Origin of the sequence: Fibrobacter sp. UWB3 (genome assembly GCF_002210405.1) — a bacterium.
Lineage (GTDB): Bacteria > Fibrobacterota > Fibrobacteria > Fibrobacterales > Fibrobacteraceae > Fibrobacter.
The window spans coordinates 211,856-231,895 of record NZ_MWQJ01000001.1; the positions used below are offsets into that span (position 1 = coordinate 211,856).

Consider the following 20,040-nt stretch of genomic DNA (forward strand, 5'->3'; position numbering starts at 1 on the left):
ATTTTATACTATGAAAAAGCCACTCAAAATTACCCTTATCGTTATAGGATCTTTGATCCTCCTCTACTTCGTCACACTACTCGTAGCGCCCAAGATTGCACGTAGCTACATCGAAGAGCACTCCAAGGAAATGATTGGCCGAAGCATCACCATCAAGGACATCAGCCTGAACCCGTTCACCTACGTCTTGGACGTAGACACGCTCGCGGTCATGGAATCGGACGACAAGACGCCCTTTGTCGCATTCGAGAAGTTCAGCGTCAACATCAACCCGATGCAGCTCTTTACGAGGACACTCGACATTAGCGACATCTACATGAAGGCGCTTTACGTGCGCGTCAAGCAGCATGGTGAGCGATTCAACTTCTCCAGCATTCTGGAGCACCTCGCCACAAAAGACAGCCTCTATTACGCCGAACACCCGGACGAAAAGAAGGTCCAGGACAGTACAAGCAAGAGCGCTGCAGAAATCGCAGCCGGGCTCCCGGTCAAGCTCAGCCTCCGCAATATCGTCTTTGAAAAGGGCAACATTATTTACCAAGACACAAAAGTGGGCTCGAAGTTCCACCTCAAGGACTTCTCCATCAACATTCCGGCAATCTACCTCGAAGATAACGCAACCGGCGTGGATGTGAGCTTCAAGTTTGCAGACGGTGGCGACCTGAACGTGAAGGTCGATGCCAACATGGCGACTTACGATTTCAACATTTACCTGAACCTGAACCGCTTTGCACTCGCCTGCATCAAACCCTACCTGAACGACTACATCAGCTATAAGGACTTCTCCGGTTTCCTCTCTGCAAACATCGCCATCAGCGGCAACCTGAACAGCATCCTTTCTTCTAACGTCAAGGGCCAAGTCCAGCTTGACAAGGTGGACCTCACCGAAAAAAGCGGAAGCAAGCTCGGTGCCGAAAACGTCACCGTCGGCATAGGCAAGGCCAACTTGACCGATAACGAATTCCTCATCGATTCCGTCATTGTCGATGGAGCATTTGCCCATATCGATTTGTACAAGGACGGCAAGACGAACTTCGACGTGCTCCTCGCCCCGATGAACAAGGGACAGGCAAACACCACGGATTCAGCCGCAGTCGACTTTACGCAAGCAGAACCGGCCGCAGAAACTGCAAAGCAAGAATCTGCCGACACGACAAAGGCCGTAGCTGACTCGGCAAGCACAGCAGCTACTGCAGAAAAGCCGGCAGCCGCAAAGAAGCTCAAGGCCAAGATTAACAAGTTGCTCGTGAAGAACACCGTCGTTACCGCAACGGACCACACCATCATCCGTCCGTTCAACTACAAGGTGAGCGCCATTACCGTTAGCGGCCAGAACATCAACTACGACACGCCTTGTAATGTGACCGTCACGGCAGCATTCCCGGAAGGTGGCAGCCTCTCGCTCAAGTACCACGGCGCCCTCAGCAACCTCAAGACAATGGACATTTACATCAGCATCAAGAACCTTGCCCTCAAGCACTTCTCGAACTATTCTCTGCATTACACAGCCTATCCGCTTAAGGCTGGTACGCTCGCCTTCGCTAGCGAGAACAAGATTGTAGACCGCAACCTCGATAGCAAAAACACAATCGACATCTACAACATCACCGTCGGCGACAAGGTAGACGACATCGACCCGGAATACACTGTTCCGATGAAGATTGGTCTCTACATCTTGAAGGACAAGGATGACAAGATTCAGTTCGATGTGCCGGTCAAGGGCAACTTGGACGACCCGGAATTCTCTTACGGCAAGATCATTTGGAAGACCGTCGTGAACCTACTCGTGAAGGTCGCCATCTCTCCGTTCAGACTCGTTGGGAACCTTGCCATGGCAGGCGCCAACGCTCTCGGCTTTGACCTCGGCAAGAACGATGAAGTGATAATCGATGCAAACACAGAAACGTTCACAAGCGAACAATACGCCAAAGCCATCAAGATGACGGAAATGATCAAGAAAGATCCGAACCTCATTCTCACATTCACGCAATACTACAACCCGAGAAAGACGGCCAGGGAATACAAGATCAAGCAGCTCAAGATTGATTTCTACAAGCAAAAGAACAACAAGACTGAACTGAATGAACTTGATCACAGAGCCATCGACGAGATGGACGAAAGCGACAAGGATTTCAAGGCATACGTCAAGGAACACTCCGCAGAAATCGACAAGAATTACATGATGAAGGTCCTCCCCAAGATGGCTGCCCAGCGCAATGCAGACTTGCTCAAGGTCTTGCGTGCACAGCCGGGAATCACAAAGAAGAACCTGAAAGTCATCACAGCCCCGAGAGATGGCCTCCGCGGCTACAAGGGCAAGCCGATGTACAAAGTCACTGTAGACGTGCAGTAAAAAACGCAGACACAAGGCTATAAAAAGCATCATGGCGGACTTTTGTCCGCCATTTTTTGTTGTATTTGTACGCAACAGAATATGGTCAAAGTAATCCCAAATTTTGGATTAATTTTCAATTAAATAACAAATTAAAAAACTGTAGAATCTATACAAAATAGGTCTCGGCAATCAGCCGGGACCTTTTTTGAGTTCAATGGAAATCGCTAAGGATTACTTTACAGCAACCAGCTTTTGACGAGCTCCAACACGTACCAAGTAGTGGCCAGCGCGTGGCATGGAGAGGTTGAAGTTCGCGGCATTGGCGCTGCCCTGCATTACAACACGGCCTTGCAAGTCAAGTACATCATAGGCGACACCTTCGCTGGCACCGGATATCTGAACATCGCGACCGAGAGTTGTAATTTTGAGGTGCGGCATCTGGGCAATAACCGGCAAAGCACTCTTACTCTTACTAGAGCTGGACTTTGCCTTGTTAGAGCTAGAACTAGATTTCGCCTTACTGGAGCTAGAGCTTGACTTCACAGAACTACTGCTAGACTTCGCCGTGCTGGAGCTGGAGCTAGACTTTACTGAGCTGCTGCTAGACTTGGCCGTGCTGGAACTGGACTTTACGGAGCTGCTGCTAGACTTGGCCGTGCTGGAGCTGGACTTTACGGAGCTGCTGCTAGACTTAGCTTCGCTAGAGCTGGAACTCAACTTTTCAGAACTGCTGCTCGATACAACACTCGAACTGCTAGATTTCGCCGAGCTACTAGAGCTTTCGTCTTTGCGAGAGCTAGAAGAACTCGAAACAACCGTTTCGCTGCTACTCGATTCAACGCTTGAGCTACTGGACTTAGCGTCGCTAGAGCTCGACTTTTCGGAACTACTGCTAGAATTTGCAGAACTGCTGCTGGACTTAGCGTCGCTAGAGCTAGAACTCGACTTTTCCGAGCTACTGCTAGATTTCGCCGAGCTGCTGGAGACGATTTCATAAGACTCATAAACAGCCTTATAAGAAGCCTCACCCGTCACAATAGCCACTTCGCTATCCCAACCGGTAAACTTGTAACCAGTTCCATCGACAGGTTCGCGAACAGGAGCCTTAGGCACAGTCGGCATCTTGCCATAAGGTTCTTCAAGGCTAGAAATTTCAGAGCCATCGTAATCAAGGAACATGATCTTGTAAAGGTTTGCCGAATACTTGGCAACGACAGTCGCAATCCCTGTAAAGATTGTTTCCGTAGTCACTTCCTTATTCGTCACGTTATCAAACCAACCATCAAAATGATGGCCCATCGGAATGTTCTTTGCAGTCGGCAAAGTCTTGATCATTCCCGTATTTTCAGTAGCCTTCACATAGACATCGCTACCATCGACAAACGTGATAAAATAAACAGGCTCAGTCACCAAGGTAAACAAGGCATAAAGCGTCATATCCTTGCTAATGACTTGACGGTTCTGGAGCATATACTTGTCACCATCAGTCCAGCCCACGAACTGTTCACCTGGAGCCGGTTCAGGTTCAGCAGGGGCATCAACATAGCCCTTATGACTCGTATAATGGTTATAAATTTTCACCTCATCATCAAAGACAACTCGGTAAATCGGCAAATAAGATTCATCAGCAAATACCGGATAATCATTGTAGCGAGTAAATACGCCTGCATTTTCTGCATCACCGCCAAGAGTATTGAGCTTCCAAGCAAACTCGTTTGTCTGCATTTCTTCTGTAGTAAGGGCGAGAACCTTTGTAAGCGTACCAGCATTCGTTCCTGCCACATTAGTAATTCCAGCAACGGTCTTGTCGAAGTAAGAGCCAATGATTGTGCCAGCATTTGTACCAGCAACACCGCCCACACGAATATCCTTTGTCGATGCAGAGACAGTATTCAAAATGGTTCCGCTGAAATAAGAACCCTTTATGTAGCCATCTTTATTAAGATTACCAACGAGACCTCCCGCATAAACAACCGCCGTTTTAGGATTCGAAGTTTCAGTTGTCTGCAAGTTCAACTTTCCAGTCGCATAGGAATTTTCAATTGAAATTTTCGCATTATCAATAAATCCCACAAGGCCTCCCGCATAGTTTGCAGAATATGCATACTTACTAGTTGAATTGATATCGCCTTCGTTTTTGCACTGTCTTACAACAAGATCTTTTTCACCACTATTAGCACGACCAATAATTCCACCCAAAGCAATCGATGTACCCGAAGTCGTAAAAGCAGTCGAAACATAGCCTGTCATATTTCCGCTATTAAGGCATTTCGTTATTTTTGAGGAATATGCACATCCTGCAATTCCACCCATGCGAGGCCAAGACAAAGCAGCTTTAGCAGAATCTGCGCCTTGAATAGAAAGCTCCCCGGAATTTTGAACATTATTCAAAGTAGCTTCGTACAAGCCACCCGTAATACCGCCTACTGCAACCTTCGAGCATACCGTATCCATGGAATAGTTTCTGCCTAAAACACTTCCGAAATTCGAAGCATTCTCAATCACACCTTTATATTCAATGCCTGTAATTCCACCGACATTGATTCCACCGACATTAGAAAGAGCCTTGCTTACTTTGGACTTCAAAGCAGTTCCCATTCCTTTTACATTACCCTTATTAGAAACATTCTTGATAATGCCACCATGCATACGTCCAATAATACCACCAACCGAACTCAACGTATCATAGCCCACATTTGCAGCATACAGGCCCAACACATCACCTTCGTTGACAACATTTTCCAAAGTTGCTTCTTTGCCATAGCCAGCAACACTTCCCACCATGCCCGAACGGTTCGTCGTCGTAATATACGATTCCTTAATGGTCAAATTCTTTACAACGGCTCCAGTATCAATGACACCGAAAAGGCCGCTGAACTTAGCATTTGCATAAATACCGCCAATGCTAAATTCATTACCATCAAATACACCCTTAAAACCAACGGTCGTATCGGATCCCATCGGAGTCCAAGAATTGGCCGGAGCCACCTTATGCCAATTAATGTAGTTTTCGCTATTTTCATTCAAAGAAATATCAGCAATTAACTTATAATGGCTTGCACCGTATTCCTTGTTTTTCTTGTTCACCAAGTATTCCATATTGCGGAGCTGCGTTGCAGTGGCAATCAGGAAAGGCTTACCTTCGGAGCCATCGCCACCTTCAAACAGATTTGCAGAGCCAAACGTTTCGCCTTCGGCAAGGAATGTCGGGTAACCATCATTAACGGCATCGTCTTGTTTATAAGCGTTGCCAAGAACCAAAGCAAATGCTCCCGTTTTCATTCGGCCTACAAGCTCTGCAGCACTATTGGTCACCGTTCCGGAATTAGCAGAATACACATTTGCACCAGAAACCTTGCCCGAAGCGAAGTAGCAATTATCAATTGTACCAGAGTTTTCTGCAACGATTTGTGCAATTTTGGATCCAATCACGGCATTAGAAATGCTGTACGAATTTACAACCGTGGAATTGGCTTTATTTATGGCACATATACCACCTGCAGAAGAATACTTTGCCATATTCGAATCATTATACTTAGCCGCTAAAGCCTTATTTTGAGAATCAACCTTACCCGTATTAATACTGTTTTCGATGGTTCCTAAATAATTGTAAGATGCAATACCGCCAGCATAAGCATCGCAAGCAATTTCGCCTTCATTTATACTCCGAGAAATAAGCCCTATATTCTCCGAAGCGATACCACCAGCATAACCATGCAAGGTTGCCCCAGCCGCATCCGCGTGAATTTTTCCATAATTTGAGCAATACTCTACGCGCCCACCTTGACGTATCCCAGCGACAATCCCTGCCGCATAGACACTTCTGGTAGTAGAATATGAATCAACGAGGGAGTAGTTCGAGCAGTAACGAATTAAACCAATATTCCAACCCGCAAAGGCACCAGCAACAGCAATTCCACTAATCTTGGAATCCCTGATAGAAAGATTTTCGACAATGCCATTAGCCCCAATTACGCCAAACAAACCTGCATAAATGTATTTTCCCGGGACAATCAATCCGTATATGCTTTTGCCAGCACCATCAAATCGGCCCTCAAAAGTAATTTTATCAGACACACCCACAGGTTCCCATAAATAGGTCATTGTCGAGGCATCATCGCCTTCATTCAAAACAACATCATCAACCATTCGGTAGCTCTTGGAAGCATACACATCATTCATGCCATTCACAAGACCAGAAACAGCACGCAAAGATTTTGCAGAACCAACCAGGAAGGGTTTATCTTCCGAACCATCACCGCCTTCAAATGCAGAATCACCTTCAAAAACAACCAACTGCGGATAGCCATCATTCTGCTTTGCGGTGTAGGTAAACGAAGTACCCAAGACATTCGCGAAATCCTCGGACTTCATGTTAACCGTCAACTTGCCAAGGACATTACTCCTCACGCCACCCGTTGAACCAACTGCAGCCTGCGGGGCATTAGTCTCCCCCACTTCACTAATGTTGTAATAAGCATTGTACAGCGTGTCCGTATTCAAGGCCATATTACCAACAATTCCACCATAATACAAACCTGCAACAGCTGTTTTCGAAGCATGCTTTAGAGAACTGCGAGAATAGACATTCTCGACGCGGGTCAATTCACCCATCTTACCAATGAGGCCACCAATACTGTGATAGTTACCTCCCGTCGAGCCCTTTTCAATAGCAGCGACAATCTTACAATTTGCGATTGCATTTTTCACAGCCGAATGCGCAGCGGAACTGCCTGTTGCATAGCCAATAAGGCATCCAACTTCAGAATACATAGCTGAAGTCGTAGTGTTATTAACATTGGAATAAACAAAGCCATTAGCGCTGACATTTTCCAATTTACCACCCGACAAAACGCCAACAAAAATACCGATATGAGGATTATTATTAATTTCCCCTTGAACGGCAAAATAGGACTGTTCAACACTTAAATTTTTCACCGTTGCCGAAGCACCGATGGTGCCAAAGAAACCAATACCGTTGTATCCAGCCACAAAGCCCGTGTCCAAATACGCACCATAAACTTTATGGCCCTTGCCATCAAAGACACCTTGATATTGTTTTTGAGCAAGACCAATCGGTGTACTCCAGTGGTTCACCGGCGGCTTTTCGCCCCATTCCGCATAGTTTTCACTATTTTCATTCAAGTAAATATCGTCAGTAAGCACAGCGCACAAAGTCGTCGCGCCAGCTGTGACTTTCTGAGCGAAAAGCGCTAGTTCCGCTCCATTCGAAATCTGATAAGGCGATGCAGCCGTTCCTTCACCGGCAGCAAAGCTTGTTGCAACCGAGCCATCCCAAACATTAGCGGCCCAAACGTTCGCTACAACCAGGACAAGTATCCAAAGTGAGCATTTTCTCTCAACCATATTTACTCCATTTTTTCGTCTTTTTTAGGGGCTTTTTTATAAAAAAAAGTGAAAGATATAAAAAAAAACAGCATTTTGTTTTTTATTTTGGCTCTCTTTTTTTCAGCCAAAATGCCGTTTTAAAACGCCATAAGATCGCTAAAGCGTTGTGCCTACGTATTTAATGTCTATAAGGGAGTATTGCAGCCATACCAAACTGGAATATATTTTTATCATTTTTGTAATAAAAAAGATATATTAATAAAAAGGTATCATCCCAAACAAAAATTCAAGGAGGAATTATGTCAAAGTTTTATCTTTGCTCCTTTTCCGCAGTTTTGTTTATGGCAACCCTAATCGCTTGCGGGGACGACAGTTCCAACAGCGCCAAGGATGAAATTCCCAAATACAAGAAACTCCCAGATTCCTGCGACTCTAAGGAAGAAGCCGAAGTCGATGACGTCGTTTACACGTGCGTCGATGGAGAATGGACTGTTGACAGGGAACCGGTGAAGAGTTCTTCTTCCGTCAAGTCAAGCAGTTCCAAGAAAACCGAAAAATCAAGCAGTTCGAAAAAGGTGGACAAGTCCAGTAGCTCGAAAAAATCGAGTTCTAGCAGCTCAGAAAAGAGCGATAAGTCTAGCAGTTCAAAAAAATCGGACAAGTCCAGCAGTTCTACAAAGTCGAGTTCTAGTAGCTCTGCAAAATCAAGCTCCAGCAGCTCAGAAAAGTCGAGTAGCTCGAGTTCCGAGCCTTCAATCATCTCTAAATTCCTGAATCCGGCCATAAGCTATGGAGAATTCAAGGACCCCAGAGACAAGCAAATTTACAAGACGGTTGTCATTGGCGACCAGATTTGGTTTGCGCAAAACCTAAACCTCAAATACCTGGATGGCGGTGGCAGCTTCTGCTTAAATGACGAACCTGCAAATTGCGATACCACAGGAAGGCTCTACACATGGGGCGCAGCTATGGATTCTACCGGGACGTACTCCGACAAAGGCATTGATTGTGGAGCCGGAAAGGAATGCAAAATTATAGCACCAGTACAAGGCATCTGTCCGGAAAGTTGGCGTTTACCCAGCAAAAACGACTGGGAAAGACTAATAAGTTATATTGGCGGCGAAGACTACGCTAGTACAAAACTAAAATCGGAAGCCTGGGTCGGCTTTGGTGGCATAAAAGGCACGAATGATTACGGTTTTTCCGCAATTCCGAGCGGATATAGGGATAGCGATGGCACATACGATAGCGAAGGATTAAATTTCTGGTCTTCTACGGAAGAATCAAACATCTATGTCTACGCCATGCGTTTCAGGGACGGCGATGACTGGGGGGATGTCACCGAAAGATCCCGAGAAGCAGCAAAACCAGTCCGCTGCGTCAAAGATCTCGTAGAAGAGCCTATAGAAGGTACGCTTAAAGACACCCGCGATGGAAAAACCTATAAAACCATCAAAATCGGCAATTACACCTGGATGGCCGAAAACTTGAATTACGAGACAGAGGAAAGTATTTGCTACGAAAATTCAACGGATAAATGCGATAAGTACGGACGCCTTTACACATGGGTGGACGCTAGAAACGACCCCAATTGCGGTTTTGAGCAAAAATGTACTTCTACAGAAAAGGCCAAAGACATCTGCCCTGATGGATGGAGACTGCCCACATCGTCCGAATTCAGAACACTGCTCGAAGATGTAGGCGGAAATGGTTTCGCTGGTCACAGACTGAAATCCACAAGCGGCTGGGACCCCTATAAAAACGCCGGCAACGGTATCGATGCAGTCGGTTTCACTGCTTTGGCTGCAGGAGCAACAAGCATGCACGGAGTCTCGGGCGACGAAGGCCGTTTTACATATTTTTGGAGCGCCTCTGAAAGCGATTCCTGGAATGGAGTCTATCTATTCGCTAGCTACTACGGCATTGACGCAAGTACAGGATATGAGTACAAGAATAATTACTTTAGCGTACGCTGTATCAAGGTAAAAAAGATTCCGTAAGGATCCAATTTACAAGGACATTCCAACGAGGCCCGCTCTTTTAAGCGGGTTTTCGCGTTTTTTGGGGAATAGGATTAATTTTTCAGCAACTTGCTGAAAAATTTACCAATTTTGGCTCTTTTTGTATAACAACTGTATTATATCACTTTTCAAACGCCATTATTTCAAACAAACGTTATATATATAAAATTATTTGTAATAATTTATAGATAACATATTGACATTTAATTTGTCTTTGTTATATTTCACCACGTAGTTTTTCTTTAACAAGGAGAAAAGAAAATGAAAAAACTATGTTTATCGGTCTTATTGGCCGCCGTTTCAATGAGCTCTGCGTTAACAGTGGTTGGCAGCCCTAATGACCAAGTTGGCACGAGCGGTGGTATATTCTCACCGTCTTTTAGAATCTCGACACAGAGAAGCCTTGGCGTGAACGGATTTAAAGTTTATTTTTATTTCTCGAATGATGTAGCTAACGAAATGCCCTTGTTCATCCCGGAAAAAACCGGTTACGCTGCTGATGCAAAAAAAATCGAACTTCAGAGGGTATCTTCGCATGTGTGGAGAGTGATGTTAGATTTTAGCAATACAAATATTCCTTCAAATAGCTACTATCCTTCATCACCTACAGTATTCTTTACGGCGTTGATTAATGGAGCAAATAAGTACAATCATGCCCTGAGACCTTACCCTTGGGGAAAAGGTTTCCACAATGCCGTTGTTGAATCGAAGGACGGAGAAATTTTAGATGGACAACATCCGAATCTTCGTTCTAGGGTTGGAATTCTTAGTAAAAACGGCTCGGTATGCAAAAGCGGTGGAAATACTTTTGGTGGAACAACAGTTTTCCAAGATGTCATGATAAGTCTTAATTCCGAGAAATCTGGTTGCACCTCGGCAATTTCAGGTCCGATACCGAATGGTGTTTATGTTTCGGGACGCAATGTTAATTTCAAATATTGTATTTATGAATTTGACGAACTTCCTAGGGTTTCCTATGATTATGCCGTTTTAAGATTAGACGAAAACTGCCCCATTGGGTCTATCCCTTTTAGTCGTACCCATGATACGGAAAACAGTAATGGTTCGAATACTGTGATAGGCCCTGCGTGGCCGAACGTCATTGGCAAAGACGTCACTCTAGAATACTGCTTTGTTCCGAAAGACCCAAATGCTACTCGAGTGTACCCACTCGATGGCACGTATACAAGCGATTACAATACATCCGTTTTTGCAAACGTGAACAAACCAAATCTTGCTGTTAGTACTCTTCATGTAGATGATGAAGATAGTGGGAGAAGTAGCGATTCTTGGTATTATTACGAGCTTTCTGAAGATAAAGCCAATGAAAAGAAAATTATAGACCGAATGAAGATCATTATGGATGGAGACGACAATACAGATTATCACTTGGTTACTAGAAAACAGAATCTTGCCAAGTCTGCCGAAGTTGCCGACGCGCACAATTCTGTGAACAGCTCGTATGTTGCAATTGCTCCGCTCGCTCCGGCAATCAAGGGCTTGAACCGTTCTGCCGTGGCAGTCGAGCTCCAGTCTGCTGGTGACGCGAAGATTTCCATCGCTGGAATCAATGGCGCCGTTGTCGCAAACATCACAGAAAAGAATCTCCAGCCGGGCGTCCATCAAATCAAGTGGAATGCCGGGATGGTGCCGAGCGGCCGCTATGTCGTGAAAATTGAACAGAATGGCATGGTGAACGCCAAGAACGTTATTTTGAAGTAAATTAAACGTTTTATATTAAAGAAAGAGTCGGTGATGTACATTCACCGGCTCTTTTTGGTATGATAAATTTTCGGAGATACTAATTGGATCAATTAGCCTATTTTTTCAATATCAAAAATTAGATGAATTTTATCATTTGCGGTTGACATGCGGAGATATTCTCTAATGCGCCGATCTCCTCTGAAAGCCGTTTTTTTGAAATCTGTTGTTAGAGATTTGCCATATCCCCATCCGTTGTCCATGTCAAGAGAATACTTGAAAGAACTGATCTTATCGGCTTGATTGTGTAAGTCAAAATCCCATACGTCAATTTCTACATCAATTTTGCTTTGGGCGTTGAGAATGTCAGAAACATAGAATACATTCTTACCAGGAATGTGAAGCGCGTTAGTGCCGGCTCCTTCGTAAACGATGTCAAACGCCTTGCCCCCATGTTTTCTTATGCTCAGTTTTGGCCAGCGTTCAGCATCGACGATTGTTTTGCCATCTTGCTTTATGCTTATCGTGAGGAATAATTCGGCATCTGTATTCTTTTTGCCGTCGTTGATTTTGTGAGCCTGCGCGACGTGCTTTAGGACTAATTTAATCTTAGAATATCCTTCTGCGGAACCATCTTTATTTTCTACGATAACACCGCCTTCGAATTCCTGATAAGTAATGCCGGACGACGATTTGGTTATGGGACCAATAGGGTACTTGTAAACGCTATCAACTCCGCCTTGGCTTATGTAGTATTTGTAGATGGCGTCGTCACGTGCGCTTAGCGGTTTGTCTCCAAAAACCGGCTCAAAGTCGTTTTCTGGATAACACGCGTCGTCTTGATCATATTCTACGACTTTTCCGTTTTCGTTTTGTTGTATAACTTCATGTCTTGAGTAGGCTACCAAATCTGGGAGGGTTACAAGATTGTCGCCGTTGGTATCTGCGGCACGGTCCTGACTGCGGTTGTTTTCCCAGTCCCAGCCACAGCCTTTAGCCCAATGCTTCGTGAATCTATTGCCGCTTAAATTACCCCATGCACTTTCGGCAGCTTGACAAGCTGTGATTACTTTGAATTCGCCATATCGTAGGGCGCTTTTCTTAACTGTTGCGGATCTTGTAGCTATCGCTGCTTTTGCGCGAGGCTTGAATGCAGAAATGATGGATTGACTGAATGCCCTTAGATCGTCTCTGGTAATGTTGATTTTTTTTCTGAGAGTACTTTTGGGAGTGATGCTTGCTCCAGAATGGCAGGACTCGATAAGTAGTACTTTCATTCCTGGTATTTCGTCCAAAATATCTCGCAAATCTGCAAAAGAAAGAGAGGCCGTCCTGTCGCCATTCATGTATAGCCACAGAGCATTTGTGGATCCATGACAGTTGATGTAAATATAACTGTATGTTGAATCAGTTGCGTCTTGAAATGTTTCTTTGATGGTGCTTTTGAGCACGTCTAGAGTTACGTTATGAATGCTAGTTGGCGTGATGCAGTTCCGTTTAAACATGTTCTCCATGATTGTTCTGTTCGCTGCACGACGAGTGTACTCGTTTCTTAAACTCTTAATTTTTTCAGCATCGCCATTTGCTGAAGAGAGTTCGTCAGAAGCTGTGATGATTAAGCCTTTGTTGTTCATAAAATAATTGATTCCTTCTTAGGTGAGTCTGTTTGTATTAAACAAAATACTTTTAAATAACTTATTTTTTCATTGTATAACTTTTTTTTACTCGAAACACGTTAATGGCGTCATTACGACCGGGAGAATTTGTATGAACGCTTGAAGGAAAATCTCAGCCTTACAAGATTTCCATCGCCGATGGGGCCACGGTCACTCTTAGTGATGCGACAATCAACGGCACTAGCGAAAGAGTTTGCAAAACCAGCTCTGGCAGATATACTTCTTGCGACTGGGCGGGCCTTACTTGCTTGGGTAACCAGAAAAAGGAATACTCAACCCCTACAGTGAAAGTGGTTGAGCTCAAGCATCAGGCACAGCTGATGGAAACATCAGGGTCGGAACCTCCAACAACTGGCGGCGGGTTGCTATAGGCTCTTGGCAAACAAGAAAGCCCTCCAAATCATGACGGTTTGGGGGCTTTTTTATACAATTTGGCTTGACAGAGCCCTTCAAAGAGCTCTGTCAAGCTAAATTGTATTTTTTTCAATGTTACGGGTTCACTGGAGCCGAACGGCCTATTTTGCTGTGTTTTCGCAAATCTCGGGAAAAAGTTCGGGTTGTACTGGCTAAGCTAACAGTAAATTTATCTAGTTTTACAACATAACAAGAACTTTCTCACAAAAGAAAACCTTATGAAAAAAATTTTGAGCATTTTGTACACAGCTAGCGCAATCCTCCTTTGGGGTTGCGGCGATGATTCTTCTACTTCACCGGACAATCAAATAGCCACTTTTTCTTCTGCAGAAGAAACCAGTAGCAGCTCTTTCAAAGACAATGCCGTATCAAGTTCCCGCAAAGAACAATCAACAAAAAGTAGCAGTTCTACGAAGCCCACGTCTAGCAGTCCTGTATCTAGCAGCAGTTCAAAAACAACATCCTCACATTCTGGACAATCTTCATCTTCCAAAATATCTTCGTCATCACAGTCGTCTTCTTCCGGTAAATCATCGTCTTCCGAAGAATCTTCGTCTGCAACTGTTTCCTCCTCCAGCTTATTCAGTCCCTGCAGCGAGGCCCCGGCGCTTAAAGAAAACTGGAAATACTTGAACCCAAACGTTCAGTATGGCTGTTTCAAGGATTCCAGAGACAATCAATACTATGCTACCGTCAAAATCGGCGATTACACCTGGATGGCCGAGAACCTGGGATACAAAGCTAGCCAATATGCCAACACAAAAGATTCATGGTACGGGTACACCTCAAAAGGATTCCAAAGCCAGAATCAACGAGGATACCTGTACACCTGGGACATCGCGATGACTGATACAAGCTGCCAACAAGGCTATTTATGCAAGCCACAAAGCCAAGCGCGAGGCATCTGCCCAGAAGGATTCCACATACCCTCTTACTGGGAATGGCAAAAGCTTTTCAACGCCGTTGGCGGTGAAAGCATTGCGGCCCGCGACCTCAAGTCAGCAGAGGTTTGGGCCGACACAGCAAAAGGTACTGACAAGTACGGCTTTAGCGTGATCCCTAACGGACCTAAATACGGAGCGGATGTATTCAATCCGGTTGATCACAATGCAGTCTTTTGGTCTTCCAACGAAATGGGAACGGAATCAATCGCTACCATACAATTTCAAAGCCTCGACAAAGTCTTTCCATTGTCGATGGGAAATAAGGAATTTGCCTTTTCCATTCGCTGCCTCATGGATTATCCCGAACAAGAAGCACCCCATTCAGGCATCCCCCATGATCCAGATAAAATTTACCAGTGCGACGAAATGCTGATGGACGACATAAACACCTGGCATTTCAAAAACAGTAAGCAAGAAGAATTCAAGTACTTTATCGACGACAGTGACTCAATATCTGTTTATATAAAAGACCCCCATTCAGAATCCACAAGCAGAACAAGCGCCGGAAACAACGAAGATGACCTTTACACTATGTTCTGGGCGGCCATGTGGTACTGTAAGTAGCGTAAGCCTATCCAATGCTGACCCGACAGAGTCTTATTGGGGGCTCTGTCAAGCTTGGTCGTATGGCTGTAGAAACGCTGCGGAAACCAAAAATGGCCAAAAAAGTCTAAATTCTGCAATTCTGTAGTGAATAAACAGCTTCGGAGGGGCTTACGAAACCGACATTTTTTGCTATGGCAATGGAACCGTATAAAATGACTTGACAGAGCCGTTTTTATTAATGTCTTTCTGTTCACTATATCTAGCCCGTCAAAAATAGTCCATCACCGTTTTTAGGCTAGAATCGCCATATTCGCGTTTTGGAGCACTTCTGGACTCGCGAAACATAGTCCAAATAGTTGAACATGGTTTTAGCCCCAAAATCAGCCTAGAATCGCACCGTGGAATCACAAATAAAGTCTCTTTCGATAGTCCTAAAAAGACCGCCAGAAGCAACGAAAAAACGGGCTTTTACACCCGTTTCGTAACCCTGGAAAAAGCTCGTGTCCACTATTGTATATAATGATATGACTTACTACTTATTCTACTATTTACGAAGTTTCTTATCCGAGATTCGCTCAACGAAATAGACTGAGTCTGATTTGTCAGCCTTCATCAAGGCGAACATCAGCATATACGCCGCGGTTCTGTCAGTGAACCTTTCCAAGATTTCATATCCGTTGCCTTCCGGCTTGCGAACCTTGCACACGTTATAAATCCACATTCTGACGACCTATTTTTTATCTAAAGAAGATGTTTAGCTTTTAGCAGTTTTTCATATTTAGAGATTCTGCATTATTCGAAATAATGGTGAGCATGTATGCAATCAGTAGATAATCCGTAAGTTATTCAACAGCGTCTAACAATTTTTTGCAGTAATCTTTTTCTGGGGTACTGGTTTCTTTTTCGCTGTCCAAAATGCCATATTCATCATACTTGGAAATTTTTATGTAATAGTTACCACTCCAATCTTTATTTCCAAGACAAAAAACAGATTTGATTTTTCGCTCACCCATGCAAGTCCAGGTAAAATCACCTGTCATCATAGCTTCTGTGAGATAGGCATGAAATTTTTCGTAATCACCTTTGTTTAGGGCGGCGGCAGCTTGTTTGTCCGTTTTTGTCGGCAAGGTAATGAGGTCTTTACAATAATTGACATAGAACCCTGAATGACCATCTATCTTTGCATAAAGATATTGCATCCTTTTTGCAGGCATGGTGACTGTGACAAAACCTTTTGCTTTATCTTCGCACCAAAATGCTCCTGAACTGTTGAAGCAGCCGTTGGGAGCTTTTGCTTTTTCCCAGTCTATGTCATCGTAAGGATGCGCAAACGCCATTGAGATGGCGCATATAAAAAGAAATGAAACGATAAATTGCTTTGACATATTCAATAAAATAGCAATCTGACCGTCTATTTTGTTGGTGGTGCTAGCGGTTGTGGTCCGGGCGGAGCGTCTAAACGGCAGCTGAGTGCATGTGTTTGCAGAAAGTGAACATCATGAGGCAAAATCGGAGTCATTTTCCTTGTCGCACTCTTCTACTGGCCTTGGTAGTTAGGCTTTGTCAGGTCATTTTCGCAGCGTTTTGGCAGTCTTTGTAAAAAAGTACGAATTAGCCTGACAGAGCCAACGGTCACAGAACCTATTTGCCTTTATTCAAAATCATCCTGCTTATTTTTCTTCCAACAGGTAATCCAAGATTTTTACCAGCAATTCGTTGGCGGGGCCCATGGCGGTCTTACCGGCAATGCGGATGTCCTTCGGGTTTTGAACGTAGTCAAAACCTGCGGCAATGCCTGCCTTGATTTCGTCGTCGCCGTTCTTTAACATGCTTTCCATGGATTCGGGCGTGGCTTCTAGATGGAACTGCAATGCGATTCCGCTGCCGATTTTGAATGCCTGATTCTGGCAGGCTTCACTAAAGGCGAATGGTTCTGCAATGCCCGGTAGTTCTGGAATGTCAAAGGTTTCGCCATGCCAATGGAAAACGTCCAGGCTTTCGGGCAAATTCATTTCTTCGACTGCATCGCCGGTGAAGGTGACGGGGAACCAGCCGATTTCCTTTTCGGGATTTTTCTTGATGGCCGCGCCAAAGGCGCTTGCGATCATCTGGGCACCGAGGCAGATTCCCAGAAGGGGCTTGCCCAGCTGCACCATGTCGCAGCAAAGTTCTTTTTCGCGAACAAAATGAGGGTACTTTGTTTCGTCCAGAACGCTCATGGGCCCACCCATCAAGATGGCGAAGTCCACGTCGTCTTCATGAGGAATGGGGTCGCCGGCGTAAAGGCGCACGATATGAACGTTGTGCCCCTTGGCCTGCAGGTAGGGGAGAATCGCTCCCGGACCTTCGTATTCAACATGCTGAAAAATATAGGTTTCCATAACCGCAAATATAAAAAAGACCCGCGATTTCTCGCGGGCTAATTTTTTGAGCGGGCGGTTTGCCTGCCGAAAATTACTTACCGAATTCGCTAGTCGGCTTCATGACCTGCCACAGCACAGCCTTGTGTGCATGCAAGCGGTTTTCTGCTTCTTCGAAGCTCATGTTCACGTCGAGATTGTCCATCACGGAGTCCGTGATTTCTTCGCCGCGGTGAGCGGGCAAGCAATGGCTGACCTTGCAGTGGGCCGGCGCGGGCATAGTAGATGTCGTCAAACGTTTCGTCGTTCCAGCCGTTGATGCAGGTCACGAGCTTGATTTCTTCTTCGGTGGCGATTCCGTTCTCAATGAGGAAATCCATCTTTTGTTCGAGGGTCATGGCGTCGCTCCTATTACTTGAGAAAGTCGGTGAAGGTTTCGGTTTCAATGAGTTTATCCCAGAGAGCGCCCATGGAACCGGCGTGGCCCCAGTTGTTTTTTTTGTTTGTCTGGAATGCCATCAGCCTGGCTTCGATTCTCTTGACGATTTTGAGGGCTTCTCTTTGGCGGCCCTTGGTGACCTTGATTACTTCGGAATTTTTCATGTTGCACTTCCTTGTGGGGCTCTGTCAAGCCAAACTGTATTTTTTTACAAAATTGCATGGTCACTGCATTCCAACTGTTTTTAGGCTGCAAAAATCACCACGGCTCTGTCACACCAAATCGTATGGCTACGGAAACGCTGCGGAAACCAAAAATGGCCAAAACAGACTAAAAACGGCGATTTTGAAGCGAAAATACAGTTTTCGATGGGCTGACAAAATGGAAAATGTTTGCTAAGCCCGCCTAGATGTATAAAATGGCTTGACAGAGCCCTTTAAAAACTGTATATTTGTGCAGTAGCACAAAAGTGCATATTTGGAGATTTTATGATTGAGCGAATCCGTGGAATTCTGGTGCAGAAAACGCCCACATTTGTCGTTGTAGAATGCGCCGGTGTCGGTTACGGCATCAATATTTCGGCATTTACTGCAGGCAAGCTGCCCGAAGAAGGGGCCGAGGTCACATTGCACACGAATCTCGTGGTACGCGAGGATTCCATGACGCTGTTTGGCTTTGCTGACACGACCGAAAAGAACCTGTTCCTGATGCTTTTGGATGTAAACGGTGTCGGCCCAAAACTCGCCCAGCGCATTTTAAGCGGGAGCACACCGGCAGACCTTTTGAACATGATTGCCAGCGATAACAAAGCGGCACTCGGGAAAATCAAGGGGCTCGGCAAAAAGACTTGCGAACAGATGACGCTTACGCTCAAGGAAAAGGCTTCAAACATGCTGCAGGCCCTCGGCGATGTCGAAGGCAGCGGCATTACAAGTGTCGGCGCTTTGACGGGCGCAAAGATGGAAGCGGTTTTGGCTCTGCATACGCTCGGGGTGAAGGACCCAACAGCAGAAAAGGCCGTCGTGAAGGCCGTCGAGGTTCTTGGGGATGGCGCCGATGCCGCCGCACTTATCCCAGAGGCGTTAAAATATTTGTAAATGGAGACGCCCGGTCAAGCCGGGCATGACAAACAAAAATGGAAGATCAGCGTATAATTTCTCCACAGAAGTGCTCTTTTGACGAGGGCGATTCCGACCGCAATCTGCGACCGCCCAGCCTGAGCGAATTTACAGGCCAGGACGACATCAAGGAAAGTCTCTCGATTGCGATTGAAGCCGCAAGGCAGCGCGGCGATGCGCTGGACCATTGCCTGTTTGCAGGCCCTCCGGGACTTGGCAAGACAACGCTTTCGAGCATCATAGCCAAGGAAATGGGCGTCAACATCCACATTACAAGCGGTCCCGTGCTCGAAAAGGCTAGCGATTTAGCGGGGCTCCTTACAAGCCTGCAAGAGAACGACATTCTTTTCATCGACGAAATCCACCGTTTGAACCGCGTGGTCGAGGAATACCTCTACCCCGCCATGGAAGATTTTCGCCTCGACATCATGCTGGATTCTGGCCCTGCGGCAAGGAGCGTGAATCTCCCGCTCAAGCATTTTACGCTTGTGGGCGCGACCACTCGCAGTGGGCTTTTGACCGGGCCGCTCCGCGACCGTTTTGGGTTGCAGTACCGCCTGGAACTGTACAACGAAAAAGATATCGTCAAGATTTTAATGCGTAGCGCCCGCATTTTGGGCGTGGAACTCTCGGAAGAAGCCGCCAAGATTCTCGGCGGGCGCTGCCGCGGGACACCTCGTGTGGCAAACCGAGTTCTCAGGCGTTGCCGAGACGTGGCTCAAGTGCGCGGTACAGGAATCATCGACGAGCGCGCTGCCCTCAAGACGCTCGAAATGCTCGGCATCGACAGCGAAGGCCTCGACCCGACCGACCGCAAGATTCTCGCGATGATGATCGACAAGTTCAACGGAGGCCCGGTGGGTCTCGGAACAATCAGCGCCGCCATGGGCGAAGAGCCGGACACGCTCGAAGAAGTCTACGAGCCGTACCTGCTCCAGAAGGGGCTTATTTCACGCACTCCGCGCGGGCGCGTCGCCACAGCAAACGCCTACAAGATGCTGCACAAGCCCATTCCCAAAACATTCAACAGCGAGCAAACAGAACTATTGCTGTAAAAAGTCACTGGATTCTTCGGGCTGCGCCCTCAGAATGACGAAATGCGCAAGCCCTCAGAATGATGAAATGCGCAAGCCCTCA

At 45.8% G+C, this 20,040-nt stretch carries 12 protein-coding genes; 6 read left to right on the forward strand and 6 right to left on the reverse strand.

All coding sequences use genetic code 11. From position 1 onward, the window contains the following. The first annotated feature begins 10 nt into the window (after window positions 1-10). Complete coding sequence (locus B7991_RS00960) at window positions 11-2,353, forward strand: DUF748 domain-containing protein (protein WP_088629185.1); 2,343 nt, start codon at window positions 11-13, stop codon at window positions 2,351-2,353. A gap of 213 nt (window positions 2,354-2,566) precedes the next feature. On the opposite strand, the gene B7991_RS00965 is transcribed toward B7991_RS00960, so the two are convergent. Further along, window positions 2,567-7,702 (reverse strand): InlB B-repeat-containing protein, encoded by a 5,136-nt coding sequence (locus B7991_RS00965; protein ID WP_088629186.1) that lies wholly within the window; start codon window positions 7,700-7,702, stop codon window positions 2,567-2,569. Between the two features lie 323 nt (window positions 7,703-8,025). Here B7991_RS00965 and B7991_RS00970 point away from each other — a divergent pair, with 323 nt between their 5' ends. Beyond that, a complete protein-coding gene (locus B7991_RS00970) occupies window positions 8,026-9,684 on the forward strand; it encodes a fibrobacter succinogenes major paralogous domain-containing protein (protein WP_217898020.1) in 1,659 nt (552 codons plus the stop codon). Window positions 9,685-10,779: 1,095 nt separating this feature from the next. Beyond that, window positions 10,780-11,427, forward strand: a complete 648-nt coding sequence (locus B7991_RS14940) for a hypothetical protein (RefSeq protein WP_088629188.1) — start codon at window positions 10,780-10,782, stop codon at window positions 11,425-11,427. 92 nt (window positions 11,428-11,519) lie between these two features. Here B7991_RS14940 and B7991_RS00980 read toward each other — a convergent pair whose 3' ends face one another. Then, window positions 11,520-13,040 carry a hypothetical protein gene (locus B7991_RS00980; RefSeq protein ID WP_088629189.1) on the reverse strand — a complete coding sequence of 507 codons (1,521 nt, stop codon included), beginning with the start codon at window positions 13,038-13,040 and terminating at the stop codon, window positions 11,520-11,522. A 674-nt stretch (window positions 13,041-13,714) separates the two neighbouring features. Between B7991_RS00980 and B7991_RS00985 the strand changes: the two genes are divergently transcribed. Next, window positions 13,715-15,004, forward strand: a complete 1,290-nt coding sequence (locus B7991_RS00985) for an FISUMP domain-containing protein (RefSeq protein WP_088629190.1) — start codon at window positions 13,715-13,717, stop codon at window positions 15,002-15,004. 824 nt (window positions 15,005-15,828) lie between these two features. Here B7991_RS00985 and B7991_RS00990 read toward each other — a convergent pair. From B7991_RS00990 to B7991_RS01005, 4 genes are all read right to left on the reverse strand, one after another. Continuing rightward, window positions 15,829-16,371 carry a hypothetical protein gene (locus B7991_RS00990; protein ID WP_088629191.1) on the reverse strand — a complete coding sequence of 181 codons (543 nt, stop codon included), beginning with the start codon at window positions 16,369-16,371 and terminating at the stop codon, window positions 15,829-15,831. Window positions 16,372-16,656: 285 nt separating this feature from the next. Then, the gene (locus B7991_RS00995) at window positions 16,657-17,367 is read right to left on the reverse strand and encodes a type 1 glutamine amidotransferase (protein WP_072830128.1); all 711 of its coding nucleotides are present in this window, start codon (window positions 17,365-17,367) and stop codon (window positions 16,657-16,659) included. Between the two features lie 73 nt (window positions 17,368-17,440). Next, complete coding sequence (locus B7991_RS01000; RefSeq protein WP_254917791.1) at window positions 17,441-17,626, reverse strand: hypothetical protein; 186 nt, start codon at window positions 17,624-17,626, stop codon at window positions 17,441-17,443. Window positions 17,627-17,757: 131 nt separating this feature from the next. Further along, complete coding sequence (locus B7991_RS01005) at window positions 17,758-17,949, reverse strand: hypothetical protein (RefSeq protein WP_088629192.1); 192 nt, start codon at window positions 17,947-17,949, stop codon at window positions 17,758-17,760. Window positions 17,950-18,273: 324 nt separating this feature from the next. Between B7991_RS01005 and ruvA the strand changes: the two genes are divergently transcribed. Together ruvA and ruvB are read left to right on the forward strand one after the other, a co-directional pair. Further along, a complete protein-coding gene (gene ruvA, locus B7991_RS01015) occupies window positions 18,274-18,882 on the forward strand; it encodes a Holliday junction branch migration protein RuvA (RefSeq protein ID WP_088629194.1) in 609 nt (202 codons plus the stop codon). Between the two features lie 38 nt (window positions 18,883-18,920). After that, on the forward strand, window positions 18,921-19,958 hold the full coding sequence (gene ruvB, locus B7991_RS01020; RefSeq protein ID WP_088629195.1) for a Holliday junction branch migration DNA helicase RuvB: 1,038 nt from the start codon (window positions 18,921-18,923) through the stop codon (window positions 19,956-19,958). Window positions 19,959-20,040 lie beyond the last annotated feature (82 nt).